Source organism: Tardiphaga sp. 709, from assembly GCF_032401055.1.
GTDB lineage: Bacteria > Pseudomonadota > Alphaproteobacteria > Rhizobiales > Xanthobacteraceae > Tardiphaga.
Genome location: NZ_CP135529.1, coordinates 1686339 through 1705970, shown reverse-complemented (window position 1 = coordinate 1705970; position 19632 = coordinate 1686339). Strand labels below are relative to the sequence as shown.

The following is a 19632-nucleotide window of genomic DNA, read 5'->3' as shown; positions in this document are numbered from 1 at the left end:
GGCGCGCGTCTCGAACCATGAAGAGTATTACGGACATCCTTCGAGACGCGCGTGAAGAACGCGCTCCTCAGGATGAGGACGGAGTTCAGGCGTGGATGGCCGGGTCAAGCCCGGCCATGACGTGGAGAGGTCAATGATGATAGCATCCCGCCAGTAATCCAAATCAGTCGTTCGACAACAATACAAAATCAGGGAGAACGTCATGCGTGGCATTAACCGCCTGCTGCTGGTCGCGGCATTCACGTCCATCGCCACGGCCAGCGCCTTCGCCTCCGAAGTCCATGTGATGATCTCCGGCGGTTTTACGGCGGCCTACAAGGAACTGGTGCCGCAATTCGAGAAGGCGACGGGCAACACTGTCGTCACGGTCTATGGGCCGTCGATGGGCGAGACGCCGCAGGCGATCCCGATGCGGCTGGCGCGGGGTGAGCCGGCCGATGTGCTGATCATGGTGGGCTATGCGCTGGGCGATCTGGTGAGCAAGGGCAAGGTCGTTGCCGACAGCCGCGTCGATCTTGCAGATTCGCCCATTGGCGTTGCCGTGAAGGAGGGCGCTCCGAAGCCGGACCTGTCCTCGGCGGATACGCTGAAGGTGGCGCTGCTCAAGACCAGAACCGTGGCCTATTCGGACAGCGCCAGCGGTGTGTATGTCAGCAAGGAGATGTTCGAGAAGCTCGGCATTGCCGACGCCATGAAGGACAAGGCGCGCAAGATCCCGGCGACGCCGGTGGGCGAGATCGTCGCCAAAGGCGAGGCGGAAATCGGCTTCCAGCAGATCAGCGAATTGAAGCCGGTCAAGGGTATCGAGATCGTCGGCCCGCTGCCAGCGGAGTTGCAGAAGATCACCGTGTTCTCTGCGGGGCTCGCGAGCAATGCGCCGCAGCCTGATGCGGGCAAGGCGCTGATCGCGTTTCTATCCTCGAAACAGGCAGCGCCGGTGATCGTGGCCAGCGGGCTCGAGCCCAAGGTGAAGTAGGGCAGGTAAACGGCTTACTTAACCTCTCCCCGCTCTGCGCGGGGAGAGGTCGCCGCGTCTTCGCGGCGGGTGAGGGACGAGGCCCTCGCTACCACGGCGATGGACCTTGCGGCTCGCAAGCGCCCCTCACCCCAGCCCTCTCCCCGCAACTGCGGGGCGAGGGAGCGAGAGGCCGGCGTGTCGTAACTAATGCGTCGCAGCCGCAGCCACGCCCGCCGCTTCGGCCTTCGCGGTCTCGGCACTGCTGACACCATTGAAGAACGCGTTGAGGATCACGGCCACCAGCGCGCAGAGCAGGATGCCCGATTCCAGCAGCGGGTGCAGGTTGTGCGGCAGGTTCTTGAAGAAGTTCGGTGACACCAGCGGGATCATGCCGAAGCCGACCGAGATGGCGACCACGAACAGGTTGCGCTGATTGGTCTTGAAGTCGACCGCGGTGAGAATGCGCGCGCCGGTCGCGGCGACCATGCCGAACATCACGAGGCCGGCGCCGCCGAGCACCACCTGCGGCACCGACTCCACCAAGGCTGCCATCTTCGGCAGCAGGCCGAGCACCAGCATGATGCCGCCGCCGGCAATGGTCACCCAGCGCGAACGCACGCCGGTGACGCCGACGAGGCCGACATTCTGCGAGAACGAGGTGTAGGGGAAGGTGTTGAAGATGCCGCCGAGGAACGTGCCGACGCCGTCAGCGCGCAGGCCCTTGGTCAGTGCGTCCCTGTCGACTTTCCTGTCGGTCATCTCGCCGAGCGCCAGGAACATGCCGAGTGACTCGATCATCACCACGATCATCACGATGCACATGGTGACGATGGGGACGAGGTGGAATTGCGGCATGCCGAAATGGAATGGCAGCACGATGTCGACCCAGCCGGCGGTGCCGACCTTGTCGAAATGCATCACGCCCAGCACGCTGGCAAGGACGGCGCCGGCGATGATCCCGAGCAGCACCGAGACATTGGACAGAAAGCCGGTGCCCCATTTGATCAAAGCGAGGATCACGACCAGCACGAACAGCGCGATGCCGAGGCCCTGCAGCTGGCCATAACCCGGATTGGGGAAGGTGTGCGGAACGCCGTCGATCATCTTGGTGAAGGTGGGTATTCCGCCGCCCGCCCAGTTGATACCGACGCGCATCAGCGAGATGCCGATCACCATGATGATGGTGCCGGTGACCACGGGCGGAAACAGCGGCAGCAGCCGGCTGATGAAAGGCGCGACAATGATGCCGAAGATTCCGGCAGCGATGACCGATCCATAGATGCCGAGCAGGCCGATTTCGGGGGCGGTGGCCATCGACAGCATCGGGCCGACCGACGCGAAGGTGACGCCCATCATGACCGGCAGGCGGATGCCGACGCCGGGAAAGCCGATACACTGGACCAGGGTCGCAAGACCGCAGGCGAACAGGTCGGCGGAGATCAGGAAGGCGACGTCCTGCGGCGACAGCTTCAGGGCGCGGCCAATGATGAGCGGCACCGCCACGGCGCCGGCATACATCACCAGCACATGCTGCAGACCCAGCGCGAGGAGGCGCGGGGTCGGGAGGACTTCGTCGACGGGATGGACGCTCACTGTCATTGATCTAGCCCCTTGCTTAGGTGATGAAATATCGTGGCAATATGATCGTCAGATACAAACCTCGTGCCAGACGCCGCTGAAAGCCATTTCGCCCCGCTGGTGTGGTGACCGGTGGCACGAAGGTTGCTCGAAAGTGAGCATTGCTCAATATATTGCCCGGCGACCGGGGATTCCTGGTCGCCACCACAGACTGGAGGTCGCGCGTGCCGCTCATCAAGAACAGATATGGAAAAGGCCGTGTCCGCATCATGCGGATCCATCGCGACGGCGACAAGCAGGATGTCAGCCAGCTCAGCATCAAGGCGATGCTGGAAGGCGATTTCGGCCGTGCCTATACCGACGCCGACAACTCCACCTCGACCTCCACGGATACGATCAAGAACATCGTCAATGTGGTGGCGCGCGAGAATACCGCGCTGTCGACCGAGGAGCTCTGCCAGGTACTAGCGAAGCGCTATCTCGACCTGTATCCGCAGGCGAGTTCCGTCAGCATCACCGCGCATGAGACCAAATGGGCGCGCCTCGCCGTCGATGGCGAGTTGCATCCGCATGCGTTCCTGCTCGACAGCAACGGCAAGCCCACTGTCGAGATTGTCGCGACGCGCGACGGCATGACCATGAGCTCGGGCCTCGACAACTTCACCTTCATGAAGTCGACCCAGTCCGGCTGGGAGAACTACTACACCGACAAGTATTCGACGATCCAGCCGACCAATGACCGCATCTGCGCGACATCGATGGTCGCTTCGTGGAAGTGGTCGGGTAAGCCCGCCAGCTATCCCGCGACCAACAAGAAGATTCTGGACACGCTGCTGAAGGAGTTCGCGACCACCTATAGCCCCAGCGTGCAGAACAGTCTCTATCGCATGGGCGAGAAGTTGCTGGCGGCGGTGCCGGAAATTTCCGAGATCAGCATGGCCTGCCCGAACATCCACTACATCCTGATGAATCTCTCGACGTTTGGTCTCGACAACAACAACGACGTGTTCCTGCCGACCGACGAGCCGCATGGGCAGATCGAATGCACGGTGGGGCGGGGCTGAGTGGATTGAGCGCCGCGCTTTCCTAACCTCTCCCCGCCCTTTGCGGGGAGAGGTCGCCGCGCCTTCGCGGCGGGTGAGGGGCCGTGGACGGAGCTAACCGCATCGATATCCTATCGGGTCGTTCAATTGCGGATGATACCAATCCGACAGCGTGAGTTTGTTGCTGGCGTCGTGCCATGCCCCTCACCCGACCGGCTAAGGGCGGGGAGAGGTTAGGAGTGGCGCGCCGTTACTACGACTTCCCAAACTTCTTCTGCAATTCCGGAAAAATCCGATCCGGCTTGAACGGCACCTGCGTGAAGCGGATGCCGGTGGCGTCGAACAGCGCGTTGCCCATGGCGGCCGCAACGGGATTGTAGGGGCTTTCGCTCATCGACTTCGCACCCAATGGCCCGATCGCATCATAGGTGTCGGCGAAATACACGTCGGTGCGCGGCACGTCCGCGAAGGACGGCAAATGATAGTCGCGGAATTTCGGATTGACGACGCGGCCGCGGTCGTCGATCACCATTTCCTCATAGAGCGTCGCCCCCAGCGATTGCGCGACGCCGCCTTCGATCTGGCCGCGGAGCTGCATCGGGTTGGCGACGGCGCCAGCATCCGCGGCCTGCACGCTCTTGAGAACCTTGATCGCACCGGTCCCCTTGTTCACCGCCACGCGAAATCCCTGGACGTTGAAGGCGACCGAACGCGGGGTGCCGCCTGAAGTTCCGGTGGCGCTGCGTGCGTTGCCGTCCGCCTGCATCGCCTCCACCAGCTTCTGCGCGGCGTCATGGGTGGCTTTGCCGGCGACGAATGTGCCGGCGCTGCCATAGGCGCCGGTGTCGTGGCCGCCGTTCCGCGTATCGGACTGGCGTAGATGAATCTGCTCAACGCTGCAGCCAAGTGTCGTGGCCGCGATCTGCCGATGCACGGTCGCGGTGCCATTGCCGAATTCGGCGGTGCCGACCGTGAGATCGTAACCGCCGTCGTCACGTTTGGCGATGACGACTTCGGCGATATGGCCCAGCGGCGGCACGGTGTCGATCATGGTGAGCGCGATGCCGTCGCCGATCAGCCAGTCGTCGTCGAGATCATGTTTGGTCTTCGCCTGCATCGCCTGCTCGACCAGATCGAGACACTGGTCGAGGCCGTAGCTGCCGATTGTCACGTCGTCATAATGCGTGCCGGCGGGCGATAGCATGGCGTCGCCGGGCTTGATGACGTTGTGCCGGCGGAAATCATACGGGCTGATGCCGAGCTGCGTGGCGAGATCGTCGATGGCGGCTTCCACCGCGAACAGCGTCTGCGGCAGGCCGTAGCCGCGAAACGCACCTGCCGGCACCGTGTTGGTATAAGCGACCACGGCATCGACCTTCTTGTTAGCGCAGTTATAGACGCCGAGCGATTCACCGCAGGCGTGAAACAGCACCGGGCCCGCATGATTGCCATAGGCGCCGGTGTTGGAGAGCACGTCGAGCTGCAGCGCGGTGAGCTTGCCGTCTTTGTCGGCGCCGGCCTTGACCGTGACGCGCATCGGATGCCGCGTCGATGTGGCGATGAATTGCTCCTCGCGGGTCAGTTCCCATCTCACCGGGCGGCCGGTCTTGAGCGCGGCCAGCGCGAGAATGTCCTCAACGAACATCTCCTGCTTGCCGCCGAAGCCGCCGCCGACGCGTTCGCAGAACACGCGGACCTTGTCGGAGGGAAGGTCATACAATTGAGCCAGCGCACGGCGGGTCAGGAATGGCGTCTGCGTGCTCGAGCGAATATTGAGGATGCCGTCTGCATCGAGCCAGGCCATGCCGCCATGGGTCTCGAGATGGCCGTGCTGCACGCGTTGCGTGGTGAATGTGCCCTCATAGGTGACGGCCGACGCTGCCAGCGCCGCTGCGACATCGCCGAATTCGCCGTGCGTTTCAGCGACAATGTTGCGGATAGCATTGCTGACGCGATGCGCCGGCGTCTTGTCGGGGTGAATGACCGGCGCACCGGGCGCGATGGCGGGGGCGGGATCGAATACCGCGGGCAGGATGTCGTAGACGACATCGATGCGGCGACAGGCTTCCTCCGCGATGGCTTCGCTGTCCGCGACCACGGCCGCGACCTTCTGGCCGATGAAGCGCACGGTGTCGTCGAGGATCCGTGTGTCCTCGGGATCCATCGCATCGATCTCGTGGCGCGCGGTCGAGAACAAAGTGGCCGGTGCATCCGCATGCGTCAGCACCGCATGCACGCCCGGCATGGCGCGTGCCGCCGATGAATCAATCGACACGATGCGGGCATGGGGATGCAGCGCGCGCAGCATCTTGATATGCAACAGGTCGTCCATGGCGACGTCGAATGTGTAGCGCGCCTTGCCCGTTACGACGTGGGGTCCAGCGGGAGCGGGCAGGCTGCGGCCGAAGGCGGTGCCGGGCTCGGCGTCTTCCACATTGGACTTGCCGTCGAGCGCGTCCTCGATCGTGCGATAGCCTGTGCAGCGACACAGATTGCCCTTCAACGACGCTCCGAGATCGGCGCGCTGTGCCTGATTGAGCGATGCGCAGGTCACGATCATGCCGGATGTGCAGAAGCCGCACTGGAATCCCTGCGCGTCGAGGAACGCCTGCTGCATCGGATGGATGCCGCCGTCGGACGCGAGACCTTCGATGGTGGTGACGGCATGACCTTCGGCGCGGAATGCCGGGATGATGCAGCTATGCACCGGCTCGCCGTCGAGCAACACGGTGCAGGCGCCGCAGTCGCCGGCATCGCAGCCCTTCTTGACGCCGAAATGGCCGAGCTCGCGCAAGAAGGTGCGCAGGCACTGGCCGGCTTGTGGCTGCTGCGAAAAGCTGTGGCCGTTGATCTCGAAGCTCATGGCCTGAAGCCCTGCAGCTCGGAACGGATTTCTTCCGCGAGCCGCAATGTCATCTGCTTGCGCCATGCTGGCTTACCGTGGACGTCGTCGTGATAGAGATTGTCAGGGATCCGGTCGAGGATTGCTTCTTCGAGCGTATCGGCATCGGGAAGTGTCGGAAGCGCTATACGGACAGGACGCTTCGTCGATGCCGTGATCGTCAGCCGCAAGCCATCCTCATCAAGGCTTCCTACCAGCAGCGCAGCAGATCGCCCGACCGGCGTCAGCGAGATCTGCCGGAACGCCGAGCGGCGCTTGAACGCCGCGAGAGGAATGGCAATGCTGCGCAGGAGATCGCCCGATATCAGTACGTTACGTTGATCGCCGGTGACGAAGTCCGCCACGTCGATCGTGTCTACGCTGCCATCGGCCTTCCAGATCGTGCAGACACCATCGAGCGCGGCGGTGAGAGCGATCATCGGACCAGCCGGCAGCGACATGCAGAGATTGCCGCCGACGGTTGCGGTCTTCCAAATCTTGAAAGAAGCGAGGAAGGCGCGACAACATTGATTGATCAGGGGCGATGCGATCCAGTCGGAAGGGCATGGCAGCGCGTCGAGCTGCGCCACTGTGCAGGTCGCGGCGATCTGTAATTCGTTGTCGGTGACGGTGAGGGCCGGCCATTTGAGATCGGTGAGGTCGATCAGCCGCGTCAGGTGGGTCTGTGGTTCGGAGAAAAGCCAGGTGCCCCCGGCGAGCCATGCATCCCCGGCACTCCATGTCGGTAGCTGTTCCCGCGTCGTGGGCCGGGCAACGGACGTGACCGTATTCAAATCCATAGGGCGGTTATGCTTTCACTCGGCAATGACCCCTTGAAGTATCATTGTGAACCTTGCAAGACCGACGCCAAGTCGCGGACAATTGCAAAACAAATTGAAGTATTCGTGGCTGGTCCCTGAATTGCAAGGTCGGGTCCATGACCGAAGGAGATGAGCCATGACAGAAACGCAGGCCACCTGGATCAGGGACCCCCTCGGCATTTTCGCCGAGGGTGCCGAGCGCGGCATTGTCGTCAAGGACGGTCGGATTGTCGAACTGGTGCCGGCCGGCGGCCAGCCGGCCACGGCGGATATCGCGACCTATGATGCCAGCGCCCATGTGGTGCTGCCGGGATTGATCAATACGCATCACCATTTCTATCAGACGCTCACGCGCGCCTTGCCGGCGGCGCTGGATCGCGAGCTGTTTCCCTGGCTGCAGGCGCTGTATCCGGTCTGGGCGCGGCTGACGCCCGAGAATCTCCATCTCGGCGTCAGCGTGGCGATGGCGGAATTGCTGCTGTCGGGCTGCACGACGACCACCGATCACCACTATGTGTTTCCGGCCGGCCTCGAGCAGTCCGTCGATATCGAAGTGGCAGTGGCGCAGCGACTCGGCATGCGCGTGCTGCTGACGCGGGGATCGATGAACCGTTCGGTGAAGGACGGCGGATTGCCGCCGGACAGCGTGGTGCAGGACGAGGATACGATCCTCGCCGATAGCGAACGTGTAGTGGCGAAATTCCATCAGCGCGGCGAGGACGCCATGGTGCAAATCGCGCTGGCGCCGTGCTCGCCGTTTTCGGTGACGACCTCCCTGATGGCGTCGACCGCGGCACTGGCCGACAAGCTCGACGTCCGCCTGCATACGCATCTTGGCGAGACCGAGGACGAGAACCGCTACTGCGAAGAAATCTATGGCTGCCGTCCGCTGGATTATCTGGAGCAGACCGGCTGGCTGAACAAGCGCACCTGGCTGGCGCATGGCATCCATTTCAATGGGGCGGAGATGCTGCGGCTCGGCAAGGCCGGGACCACCATCAGTCATTGCTCCTGCAGCAACCAGTTGCTGGCCTCCGGCTGCTGTCCGGTCTGCGAAATGGAGGATGCGGGCGTCGGCATCGGCCTCGGTGTCGATGGTTCGGCATCGAATGACGGATCGAATTTGATGCAGGAAGTGCGCGCTGCATTTCTGCTGCAGCGGGCGCGTTACGGCGTCGGGCGTGTCAGTCACAAGGACGCACTGCGCTGGGCGACGAAGGGTTCAGCAGCGTGCGTTGGGCGGCCGGAACTCGGCGAGATCGCGGTCGGCAAAATGGCCGATCTCGCATTGTTCAAGCTGGACGAGCTGCGCTTCTCCGGCCATGGCGATCCACTCGCGGCACTCGTGCTGTGCGGCGCGCATCGCGCAGACCGGGTGATGGTCGGCGGCGCGTGGCGCGTGATCGACGGCGCGATCCCGGGGCTGGATGTTGGTGACCTGATCCGGCGGCATAGCGCTGCGGCGAAGGCGATGCAGGCGCATCAATAAAATTTAGATGTCAAGGGAGGGTGTGAACAAAAAGTGCGCTTTAAAGTCGCAGGCTGTGCTGATAATTGAGAAAGATATTGCGAATTTTTCTCAATTCCTATCGGCACATTCATGTCGGCACCGATCGAGTTCGTTTTTCGAGAAGCTATTGCGTCGTTGCAGTCCGGCCGGCTCGAGGCTGCGGAGCGAGGACTAAGGAAAGTCCTCCGGCAGCAGCCCAGACACATTGCCACGCTCAACCTCCTGAGCGTCGTTCTCAGCCAGTTGAAACGCCATGCCGAGGCGGAGCCATTTATCAGGACGGCCCTCCAGCTCGACGCGTCATCGGACGCGTCCTTCTATAATTATGGTCTCGTTCTGAAGGCGTTGCAGCGTCCGGCAGAGGCCCTGCAGCGTTTTGACGGAGCGCTGGCGATCAATCCTGCCATTGCCGATAGCTGGAATGGCCGAGGGACCGTTCTCAACGATCTCAAGCGATACGCCGAAGCCATCGTTGCTTTCGACAGGGCCATCGCCCTACGTCCGAATTATGCGGAGGCCATCGTCAACAAGGCAAATGCCTTGCTCGAGCTTCGACAATACGGTGATGCGCGCGCGACTTACGATCAGGCACTCGCAATCAATGCGCGTCTTGCCGAAGCATGGGTCGGTCGTGGACGAGCGTTCATCGAACTGGCACGTGAACGGGACGCCCAGGAGGCCTATCGTCATGCGTTGGCGCTGAAGCCGGACTGGCCGGAGGCCCTGTGCGCCCTGGCAAGGCTGTTGCTGCAGAACGGAGATATCGCACAGGCGCTGCGGCTGTCGTGCCGGGCGCTGGCCGTACAGGAGACGTTTGAGACGAAAGCAACGGTGGCTGCTTGCCTGCAGTCGCCGCTGCTCCAGCCCGATGCCGGCGATATCAGATCGATCCTGGAGCGCGCGATCTCCGAGGCCTGGGTGAGGCCGTCCACCCTTGCGCCTGCCTGCGCGAGTTTTCTCGTGCTCAATGATGCATTGAGATCGGGCATGGCGCGGCTTGCCGATCCGGATGTTCGATCGCAGCCGGCAGAGACGATACTGGCTTCGTCGGGAATCGAGGCGTTTGCCGGGGATTCGTTGCTGCGCGCCGTGCTGCAAGCGACACCCGTGTCGAGCCCGTCGCTGGAAAAATTCGCGATGGAACTTCGCTTCGTTCTGCTGAGTGTCGCGCACGGCGCATCCTGTGCCGCAGTGCCGTCCGCTGTGCTGACGCTGTTCTCTGCCGTCGCGCGGCAGTGCTTCATCAACAGCTATGTCTTTGCGCTATCCGCAACGGAGGCAGAGCACGTGGAGTCGTTGCGGAGCGATGTCGCTGCCAGACTGGCGTCGGGCGCGGCCGTGTCAGCTTTGTCGCTCCTCGCGATTGCCAGCTACATGCCGCTCCATGCTCTCGCCAATCCGGAGCGCCTTCTCGATCGCCGTTGGCCGGGTAGTGTGAGTGCCGTGCTGGATCAGCAGATCCGCGCCTGGCAAGAGGAACGGCGGCTCAGCTCCCTCATGCCGGCCTTGACGCCTGTCGAGGACGACGTGTCGTTGCAGGTCCGCAGCCACTATGAGGAGCATCCCTATCCGCAGTGGCTCGCTGCGGAGCCGGTTGGTCCATCAACGACGCTGGATGCGTTTCTCTCCGAACAATTTCCTGACTCGTCCTTCATGCCTGGTGGCAAGGAGGGGGCGATCGACATCCTGGTGGCTGGTTGCGGCACGGGCCGCTCGGCCATCCACGCGGCACAGAGATTCCGTGACGCGCAGGTCCTCGCCATCGATCTCAGTTTGAAATCGCTGAGTTATGCGCAGCGGCAGGCGCGTGCGCTCGGCATCCGCAATCTGCGCCATGCCCATGCCGACATTATGAAATTGTCGTCGATCGGCCACACGTTCGAGATGATCGAATCGAGCGGTGTGCTGCACCATCTCGCCGATCCATTCGCTGCATGGTGCATATTGGTGTCGCTGTTGAAGCCCGGCGGGGTGATGCAGATCGCGCTGTATAGCGAGATGGCCAGACGGGATATCGTCGCCGCGCGCGCATTCATCGCGGAGCGTGGCTATCGGCCCGTACCAGCAGACATTCGTTCCTGCCGGCAGGAATTGCTCGCCTGCGAGAACGGCACGCCGCTCAAGAACGTGACATTGACATCGGATTTCTACAGCCTGAGCGATTGCCGCGACCTGCTGTTTCACGGGCAGGAACATCGACTGACACTGCTGCAGATTGAACGGTTCCTGAGTGACAACGGTCTGCGGTTTCTCGGCTTCGATATCGACGCCGCGACGAAGCGAAAATATCGTCAGCGATGTCCTGCAGACATTGCCATGACCGATCTTGGGTCGTGGCATGTATTCGAAACCGAGAACCCCTATACATTCATTTCGATGTATCAGTTCTGGGTTCAGAAGATGTGATGCGTCGGAGCGGGTCTCCGACGGTCATCAACGAGATATCCGGACGCTGTCGTCCGGATATCTCGCGAGAGGTCCGGCGCCGGTTACTTCCCCGGGATCTTGTCGTCGATGCCCTTCACATAGAAGTTCATGCCGAGCACCTGGCCGGGGTCCAGCGCGTCGCCGCCTTTGCATTCCACTTCCTTGCCGTCCTGTCCCATGATCGGGCATTTGAACGGCTTCAGCGTGCCGGCGATGATGGCGGCTTCGGTGTCCATGGCCATCTTCTTCACGTCATCCGGCATGTTGGTATAGGGCGCCATGACGACCATCTTCTCTTTCAGGCCGGCCCAGGTGTCTTCCGACTTCCACGTGCCGTCGAGCGCAGCCTTGACGCGTTCCACGTAATACGGACCCCAGTTGTTGGTGACGGCCGTGAGCTGCGTCTTGGGGCCGAACTTGATCATGTCGGAGTCCTGGCCGAAGGCGAGCGCGCCGCGTTCGGAGGCGACCTGCATGGCGGCCGGCGAGTCCGTGTGCTGCATGATCACGTCGGCGCCCTGATCGAGCAGCGCCTTGGCGGCATCGGCTTCCTTGCCGGGATCGAACCAGGTGTTGACCCAGATGATCTTGATCTTGATATCCGGATTGATCTTCTGCGCGGCGAGCATCGTCGCATTGATGCCGGAGATCACTTCCGGGATCGGGAACGAGCCGATGTAGCCGAGCACGCCCTTCTTCGACATCTTGGCGGCAATCTGGCCCTGGATGTAGCGGCCTTCGAAGAAGCGACCGGAATAGCTCGACATGTTCTTGTCGCGCTTGAAGCCGGTGGCGTGTTCGAACATCACCTTGGGATGGCGTTTCGCGACCTTCAGCGTTGGGTCCATGTAGCCGAACGATGTGGTGAAGATGAGCTGGTTGCCGGCGCGGGCGAGCTGTTCGATGGAGCGCTCGGTGTCAGGGCCTTCGCTGACATTTTCGAGATAGGTGGTCTCGATCTTGTCGCCGAATTCCTTGAGGAGCATCTGGCGGCCGACTTCATGCTGATAGGTCCAGCCGAAATCTCCGACCGGGCCGATATAGACGAAGCCGACTTTCAGCTTGTCGGCAGCGACGGCTGCACCCAATCCGAGGCCGGTGGCCAGCAGCATGGCGGCCGCTGCAAGTGCTTTCCTGTTCATACGCGTCTCCTGTCTGTCGAAAGATGTTCTGTCGTGCGTCGTCGAAATTGTTAGCGGTCGGGTACGAACACGGTGCCGAGTGCGGCCGGCGCCGTGGAGCCGCCGCTGCGGGTGCGCGAGATCAGCACCAGCACGACGACCGTGGCGAGATAGGGCAGGGCGGACATCAGTTGCGAGGGCACGCCGACGCCCCAGCCCTGCGCATGCAGTTGCAAGATCGATACCGCGCCGAACAGATAAGCGCCGATCACCAGCCGGCCCGGCAGCCATGAGGCGAAAACCACCAGCGCCAGCGCGATCCAGCCGCGGCCGGCGGTCATGCCGGGCACGAAGAACGGCGTATAGGCCAGCGGCAGATAGGCGCCGGCCAGACCCGCGCAGCCGCCGCCGAACATCACGGCAAGGGTCCGTATCTTCAGCACGGGATAGCCGAGCGCATGCGCCGACACGTGATTGTCACCGATGGCGCGCAGGACCAGTCCGGCGCGGGTACGGTAGAGGAAATAGGAGATGGCAAGGATCAGGGCGATCGAGACATAGACGAAGCCGTCTTCGCCGAACAGGATCTTGCCAACGAAGGGCAACGTGGTCAGGCCGGGAATATACAGTCGCGGCGCTGTGCTGATGCGTTCGCCGACGAAGCCGGCACCGATCAGGCCAGACACGCCGACGCCGAGGATCGTAAGCGCGAGACCCGTGGCGACCTGATTGACGGCGAGGCCAAGCGTCATCAGTGCAAAGACCAATGAGAGCGCGACGCCCGCGAGAATTCCGCACAGCGCACCGATGAGCGTCGAGCCGGTGGCCCAGGCGCCGGCGAAGCCGCAGGCGGCGCCGACGATCATCATGCCTTCGACGCCGAGATTAAGCACGCCGGCACGTTCCACCAGCAGCTCGCCGGAGGCGGCGAGCAGCAGCGGCGTCGATGCCGCGAGGACGGCGAGGATGATGGCTTCAAGCAGCTCCATCGGCGGCCTTTCGCTGCGGCATGATGAGCCTGATCCTGTACAGAATGAGACTGTCACAGGCGAGCACATAGAACAGCAGGATGCCCTGAAACACCTTGGTGATATCGAGTGGGATCTTCATGGCGATCTGTGCTTGCTCCCCGCCGATAAATGTCAGCGCCAGGAAAAGCCCTGCAATTAGTATTCCAACCGGGTTGAGTCGTCCGAGAAATGCAACGATGATCGCGGTGAAGCCATAGCCGGGCGAGATGCCGGGCTGCAGATGACCGACGGGGCCGGCGACCTCGATGATCCCCGCGAGACCCGCCAGCGCACCCGAGATTGCGAAAGTCAGCAGCACGAGTTGGTTCGACGAGAAGCCGCCGAAGCGCGCTGCGCGCGGTGCCGCGCCGACCACGCGGATTTCAAAGCCCTTGATGGTGCGGCCGAGCAGGATGGCTGCGCCGATCACGATGACGAGCGCGATGAGCGCGCCGAGATGCAGTCGCCCGCCCTCGAATAGCAGGGGGACGGTGGCGACCGGATCGAATTCAGCCGTGGTCGGGAAGTTGAAGCCGGCGGGATCGCGCCATGGGCCGCGGACGAGATAGTCCAGCAGCAGGTCAGCCACATAGACCAGCATCAGGCTGACCAGAATTTCGCTGGCGCCGAAGCGCACCTTGCAGAAGGCCGGGATCAACGCATAGAGCGCGCCTGCAAGGGCGCCCAAAAGCATCATCGCGGGCAGGACCCAGGCGCCGGCATCGGTGCCGTGGGTCTTCACCGCGAGCCAGCTTCCGGCGACGGCACCGACGAGGAACTGTCCCTCTGCGCCGATGTTCCAGACATTGGCGAGATAACAGAGCGAGAGGCCGATGGCGATCATCACCAGCGGAGCGGCTTTCACCGCGAGCTCCTGCAGCGAATAGGCGTCGGTGAGCGGCGTGATGAAATAGACGTTGAGCGCGGCGATCGGATTCTTGCCGATGATCATGAACAGGATGCTCATGGTCACGATGGTGAGCCCGATGGCGATCAGCGGCGATATGAGTGCGATGACGGTCGATCGCTCCGCGCGCTTCTCAAGCACCAACTGCATCGGGCACGTCCTTTGGCGTGAGTGCGCTGCCGCCCATCAGCAAGCCCAGCGTTTCCCTGTCGGCATCTGCCGTCATCAATGGCTCGGACAGATGGCCGTGGAATATCACGGCGATGCGGTCGGCGATCTCGACGAGTTCGTCAAGATCCTGGCTGGTGACGAGAATGGCGGCGCCGGCAGCGGCGAGATCGAGCAGCGCCTGGCGAATGACAGCGGCGGCGCCGGCATCGACGCCCCATGTCGGCTGGCTGACCACGAGCATGATGGGATTGCGCAGGATCTCGCGGCCGACGATGAATTTCTGCAGGTTGCCACCGGAAAGGCTGGCGGCTTCCGGATCGCGCTTGGCCTTGCGCACGTCGAAACTCTCGGTGGCGCGATCGACGGTCGCGAGCGTCGCCGCCGTATTGATGAAACCGTTGTGGACCATGCCCGACGCGGCGTGGCCGGTGAGCAGCGCGTTCTCTGATAGTCGCATGCGCGGCGCCGTGCCGTGGCCGAGGCGTTCTTCGGGCACGAAGGCCGCGCCGAGCTTGCGGCGCGCGGTAATCGACAGATGTCCGGCGGCGTGGCCGTCGATGACAATGGTGCCGGGATCCCTGGATAGTCGCTCGCCAGAGAGCGCTGCGAAGAATTCATCCTGGCCATTGCCGGCGACGCCTGCAATGCCGAGAATCTCGCCGCCCTTCAGCTCCAGCGAAATGTTCTTCAGATGCACGCCATGTGGTTCGTCGGGCGCGAGGTTGAGATCGTTGACCACGAGCCGCGGCACCGTGGTTTGCCTATGAGCAGCGGCTTTGACCTGCTTGATCTCGGTGCCGACCATCATGCGCGCCAATGATGCGGCAGTCTCCTCGCGCGGCAGACAGGTCGAGATCTTCTTGCCGCCGCGCAGGATAGTTGCGGTGTCGCAGAGCCGCTTCACTTCGTCGAGCTTGTGGCTGATGTAAAGGATCGAGCGGCCTTCCGACTTCAGGCGTTCCAGCACAATAAAGAGCTGATCGGCTTCCTGCGGCGTCAGTACGGCGGTGGGCTCGTCGAGGATCAGGAATTTCGGATTCTGCATCAGCACGCGCACGATCTCGATGCGCTGGCGTTCGCCGACGGAGAGCTGCCAGACCTCGCGCTTGGGATCGAGCGGCAAGCCATATTGCTGCGACACCTGTTCGAGCCGCGCCGACATCGCCTTGAAGGATTCCTTGCCGTCGAGACCGAGCGCGACGTTCTCGGCGACGGTCAGATTGTCGAATAGCGAGAAGTGTTGGAACACCATGCCGATGCCGCGGGCGCGTGCATCGTGCGGGCCGGCGAGCACCATCTTCTCGCCCTGCCAGAGCATGTCGCCTTCGCTCGGCTGGATCAGGCCGTAGATGGTTTTGACGAGTGTGGATTTGCCGGCGCCGTTCTCGCCGAGCAGCGCGTGAATTTCCTGCGGACGGATCGCGATGTCGATGGCGTCATTGGCGAGGAAACTGCCATAGCGCTTGGTCAGACCAATGGTCTGCAGAAGCACCGTCCCCGAACGCGCGTGTCCCGATCCCGAATCCAGCATTCGCTACTCACGCGTGAAAAGGAGGTTTGCGGCAAGTGTGTGCCGGATTGGAATGCAGCGTAAATCTCGAATAAGCGCCAGCACATGCCTTATTTTTGGACTGGATCGCTTTCTTGGGCGATTCCTGCCGGCGTAATCGCGTGAGGCTCGGGCTTTTCATTGATTGAATGAAGTTTATTCGACTTTCGCATTGTATACTTGGCCTGAAGTGTTGCAGTTCTGGCACAGGTGCAACGAATTCGGGATGCGGATTTTCTCGTGTGTTGAGAAGTTGGGCAGTGATTTTCTTGCGCTGCAAACACCAAATCACGGCGTGAATTCGCCATCGGAGCTTGGCTCGGAAACCTGCGACAGAACGTCGCGAAACGCCAATCTTTACAGCCTCTAAGCGCGCGTCTCGCATGAGCCGGCATGGTGTCATTTCACCGCTCTGAAAACACGATGCTTCAAGCATAAAATACTGATTTCGCTAGGCAACCCTGATGAAATCGATGGCAACTATTGGAAAAAGTTGAGGCTTCTCCCCCGGACTGATTGCAACAACTCTCGCGCGAGACGCACGCAATCATTGTCAACAGGTGGGGGTCATTCCAATGTTCAATCGTTTCCGAGCAATCGCAGCCGCGACGTTGCTGTCGCTAACAGCCATGGTGCCGACAGGCTCGGCAGGCGCCGCCGACATGGCGGCCATGCCGGTCAAGGCAAAGCCAATCCCGGACCTGCCGTTCTTCCTGCTGATCGATAACCGCTTCACCTATGCCTATCAGTGGGGGGCGGTCGATCCCGGCGTCACCGCCAAGACCACCAAGCAGGTCTTTGCGTTCACGCATTTCGACGTGTGGACCTACGGTACCAACTTCTTCAACATCGGCCTCGAGAAGGCGGGCAAGAGCAGCCCGGCCAATCCCTGCGGCGATCCGCTGCGTCCGATTACCGGTTGCGAAGGCGCGACGGAAATTTACGGCCTGATCCGCAGCACCATCGGCTTCAACGAGGTCTTCAACACCAAGGCCTTCTCGATGGGGCCGCTGCGCAACGTGTCGTTCGTCATCGGCGCGGACGGCAGCACAGAAAACCGGTTCTTCTCCGCATCCAAGCGCGACGTCGTGACCGGTCTGCAGTTCGCTTTCGACCTGCCCTACAAGGGCTTCTTCAACGTCAACCCGCTGCTCTATTACGAATTCGCCAATCGCAGCACGTTCACGCAGTGCGGCTATGCCGGTGCGCCCGGCCAGATCCCCGGCGTGTCCTGTAACATCGATGGCAACCGCCAGTTCAACCCGACCTGGGCCGTTGAACTCAACTACTACATGGATCTCGGCTTCCTGCCGCCGAGCATGGACTATTTCGCGATCAGCGGCCGCGCCGGCTTCTACGGGCCGAAAGGTTCGGAGAACGGCCAGATCATCGGCACGGCAACCAAGATGGAGATCAACGCCGAACCGATCCGTCTGACCTTCGACGCCAGCAAGGCCATCTGGGGACCGAAATACACTCACAATGTCGACGTGTGGGTGGCCTATCGGCTCTGGCGGAACAAGTTCGGCCTGGATGAGAATGCCAGCCTGCCGTGCACCACGTTTGCGCCCGGATCGTGCCGCGAGGACTCGCTGTATTCCGGCGTCACCGTCAAGTTCTGATCTGAGCTGACTTTCGGACTAGTCGTCCAAGCAAGTCTCCAGGGCTGATCTCCGGGCTGCTGGCGTCGCGATGTCCTCGCGGCGCCATCATCTTTTCGCAGGATCCTGCGCGCGTGCCACTAGCGCGGCTGCGCCCAGAAGTTTTCGTGCTGCGCGGCTGCCTCGTCTTCCAGCAGTGGTCCGACGACCTCGATGTTCTTCTGCCCTGCCGCAAACACGTTGCGGCAAGGCAGATCCAGCGTGGGATTTTCCGGATGGTCGCCGGTGATCGCCTTGAGCCTGGCTTCGCCGAGCCCATAAACCAGCCGTCCAATGCCGACCCAATAAATCGCGCCAGCGCACATGGCGCAGGGTTCGGCCGACGAATAGAGCGTGAAGGTCTTCAGCTCGGTCTCGGCATAGGCAATCGAGGCCTCCGTACACAGCAGCCGCTCCGCATGGGCGGTGCCGTCATGGGAGGGCATGAACGCGTTACCGGCTTCCATCAGGACCTTGCCGTTTGCATCGACCAGGATCGCGCCGAACGGATGGTTGCCGCGCTCCATGGCTTTGCGCGCAGCGTCGAAAGAAAGCCTGAGAAAGGCCTCATCTCTAGGCGACGAGTCTTGCTTGGCCATCGGGGGCTCCTGTCGTCCGGGTGTCGAAATCTGCTAGCCTCCCGCGAGGCTAGGTGCGGATTCGCTTTGGGCCGCCGGCCGCACTAGTATTTGTGAGCTGGATCATTCAAGTCCCGGCCGGGCCTACGGTCTGAACAAAGAAGCATGATTGCGATGGAAGAGAAAGTCGTCGGAGCTTCCGGCCAATCGCTCGGCGGCGAGATCGTCGAACGCATCAACGCGCTGGCTGCTATTTCGGAAGCGCCGGACAACATCACGCGAATATTCCTTACACCGGAACACCGTGCGGCCGCCGAACTGATCATCGGCTGGATGCAGGCAGCTGGCATGCGGGCGCGTATCGACGCGATCGGCAATGTCTGCGGACGCTATGAAGGTGACCGGCCCGGTCTGCCGTGCCTGATGCTGGGCTCACATTACGACACCGTGCGTGATGCCGGCCGTTGGGACGGGCCGCTCGGGGTCATCACGGCGATTTTCTGCGTCGGCGATCTCAATCGCCGTGGCGTGCGTCTGCCATTCGCCATCGAGATCGCGGCCTTTGCTGACGAGGAGGGCGTGCGCTTTGCCTCGACGCTGCTCGGCAGCCGCGCGGTAGCCGGGACTTTTGTCGAGAGTGTGCTCGGCGGCCGCGACAAAGCGGGCATCTCGATGCGCGAGGCGATGATCACCTTCGGCCTCGATCCCGATCATGTTGGCGCCGCAGCGCGCGCGCCCGGCGAATTGCTGGCCTATCTCGAACTGCATATCGAGCAGGGGCCCGTGCTTGAAGCACAGAAGCTTCCGGTGGGTGTCGTGACGGCTATTTCGGGTGCCACGCGGCTTGCTGTCGAGTTGCACGGCATGGCCGGTCATGCCGGCACGGTGCCGATGGCGATGCGGCGCGATGCATTGGTGGGCGCTGCCGAATGTATCGTTGCGATCGAGGAGTTCTGCCAATCGGACCGCGGCGGTCTTGTCGGCACCGTCGGTTATATCAATGCGATGCCGGGCGCGACCAATGTCATTCCCGGGCTGGTATCGTTCACCATGGATATCCGATCACCGAAGGATTCCTATCGCAAGCTCGCCATCACCGACATGGTGCGTGAGATCGAGTCGATCGCCAAACAGCGCAAGCTCGATCTGCAGATCAATATCACCCATGAGAATCGCACGGTGCCTTGTGCGCTTTGGCTGCAGAAGCAGCTCGCCGATGCAATTACTGCCGAGGGTTATCGCGCGTTCGAGCTGCCGAGCGGGGCCGGCCATGACGGCATGGCGATGACCGACATTACCGATGTGGCGATGCTGTTCGTGCGCTGTCGCGGCGGCATCAGCCACAATCCTGCCGAGCATGTGGACGATGCGGACGTCGAGGCCGGCGCGCGCGTATTGTTGCGCGTGATCGAAAATTTCAAGCCGAAGGCTTGATGCG

At 62.2% G+C, this 19632-nt stretch carries 14 protein-coding genes; 6 read left to right on the top strand and 8 right to left on the bottom strand.

The window, feature by feature from the left end; translation table 11 throughout:
- Positions 1 to 202 precede the first annotated feature (202 nt).
- Positions 203 to 976, top strand: coding sequence for a substrate-binding domain-containing protein (locus tag RSO67_RS08650; protein ID WP_315843146.1), 774 nt, complete (start codon positions 203 to 205; stop codon positions 974 to 976).
- Between the two features lie 186 nt (positions 977 to 1162).
- Here RSO67_RS08650 and RSO67_RS08645 read toward each other — a convergent pair whose 3' ends face one another.
- Positions 1163 to 2557, bottom strand: coding sequence for a nucleobase:cation symporter-2 family protein (locus RSO67_RS08645; protein ID WP_315843145.1), 1395 nt, complete (start codon positions 2555 to 2557; stop codon positions 1163 to 1165).
- A 203-nt stretch (positions 2558 to 2760) separates the two neighbouring features.
- Between RSO67_RS08645 and pucL the strand changes: the two genes are divergently transcribed.
- Entirely contained in the window at positions 2761 to 3600 is an 840-nt protein-coding gene (pucL, locus tag RSO67_RS08640; RefSeq protein ID WP_315843144.1) for a factor-independent urate hydroxylase, read from the top strand.
- 232 nt (positions 3601 to 3832) lie between these two features.
- Here pucL and RSO67_RS08635 read toward each other — a convergent pair whose 3' ends face one another.
- The gene (locus RSO67_RS08635) at positions 3833 to 6442 is read right to left on the bottom strand and encodes a molybdopterin-dependent oxidoreductase (RefSeq protein WP_315843143.1); all 2610 of its coding nucleotides are present in this window, start codon (positions 6440 to 6442) and stop codon (positions 3833 to 3835) included.
- The gene (locus tag RSO67_RS08630) at positions 6439 to 7260 is read right to left on the bottom strand and encodes an FAD binding domain-containing protein (RefSeq protein ID WP_315843142.1); all 822 of its coding nucleotides are present in this window, start codon (positions 7258 to 7260) and stop codon (positions 6439 to 6441) included. The genes RSO67_RS08635 and RSO67_RS08630 overlap by 4 nt, the downstream gene beginning before the upstream one ends.
- 157 nt (positions 7261 to 7417) lie before the next feature.
- Here RSO67_RS08630 and RSO67_RS08625 point away from each other — a divergent pair, with 157 nt between their 5' ends.
- Together RSO67_RS08625 and RSO67_RS08620 are read left to right on the top strand one after the other, a co-directional pair.
- Complete coding sequence (locus RSO67_RS08625) at positions 7418 to 8770, top strand: 8-oxoguanine deaminase (protein WP_315843141.1); 1353 nt, start codon at positions 7418 to 7420, stop codon at positions 8768 to 8770.
- A gap of 111 nt (positions 8771 to 8881) precedes the next feature.
- On the top strand, positions 8882 to 11197 hold the full coding sequence (locus RSO67_RS08620) for a tetratricopeptide repeat protein (RefSeq protein WP_315843140.1): 2316 nt from the start codon (positions 8882 to 8884) through the stop codon (positions 11195 to 11197).
- An 83-nt stretch (positions 11198 to 11280) separates the two neighbouring features.
- On the opposite strand, the gene RSO67_RS08615 is transcribed toward RSO67_RS08620, so the two are convergent.
- Genes RSO67_RS08615 through RSO67_RS08600 form a run of 4 tightly spaced genes read right to left on the bottom strand, consistent with a single transcriptional unit; the run spans position 11281 to position 15958 of the window.
- Positions 11281 to 12360, bottom strand: a complete 1080-nt coding sequence (locus RSO67_RS08615) for a BMP family ABC transporter substrate-binding protein (RefSeq protein ID WP_315843139.1) — start codon at positions 12358 to 12360, stop codon at positions 11281 to 11283.
- A 50-nt stretch (positions 12361 to 12410) separates the two neighbouring features.
- Positions 12411 to 13328: an ABC transporter permease gene (locus RSO67_RS08610; protein WP_315843138.1), complete on the bottom strand. Its 918-nt coding sequence runs from the start codon at positions 13326 to 13328 to the stop codon at positions 12411 to 12413.
- A complete protein-coding gene (locus RSO67_RS08605; protein WP_315843137.1) occupies positions 13315 to 14406 on the bottom strand; it encodes an ABC transporter permease in 1092 nt (363 codons plus the stop codon). Before RSO67_RS08605 ends, RSO67_RS08610 begins: the two co-directional genes overlap by 14 nt.
- Complete coding sequence (locus RSO67_RS08600; RefSeq protein WP_315843136.1) at positions 14390 to 15958, bottom strand: ABC transporter ATP-binding protein; 1569 nt, start codon at positions 15956 to 15958, stop codon at positions 14390 to 14392. Before RSO67_RS08600 ends, RSO67_RS08605 begins: the two co-directional genes overlap by 17 nt.
- A gap of 593 nt (positions 15959 to 16551) precedes the next feature.
- Between RSO67_RS08600 and RSO67_RS08595 the strand changes: the two genes are divergently transcribed.
- On the top strand, positions 16552 to 17598 hold the full coding sequence (locus RSO67_RS08595) for a hypothetical protein (protein ID WP_315843135.1): 1047 nt from the start codon (positions 16552 to 16554) through the stop codon (positions 17596 to 17598).
- A gap of 119 nt (positions 17599 to 17717) precedes the next feature.
- Here the strand turns inward: RSO67_RS08595 and RSO67_RS08590 are convergent, their stop codons facing one another.
- Complete coding sequence (locus tag RSO67_RS08590) at positions 17718 to 18215, bottom strand: nucleoside deaminase (RefSeq protein WP_315843134.1); 498 nt, start codon at positions 18213 to 18215, stop codon at positions 17718 to 17720.
- Positions 18216 to 18359: 144 nt separating this feature from the next.
- Here RSO67_RS08590 and RSO67_RS08585 point away from each other — a divergent pair, with 144 nt between their 5' ends.
- Entirely contained in the window at positions 18360 to 19628 is a 1269-nt protein-coding gene (locus RSO67_RS08585) for an allantoate amidohydrolase (protein ID WP_315843133.1), read from the top strand.
- Positions 19629 to 19632: the final 4 nt, after the last annotated feature.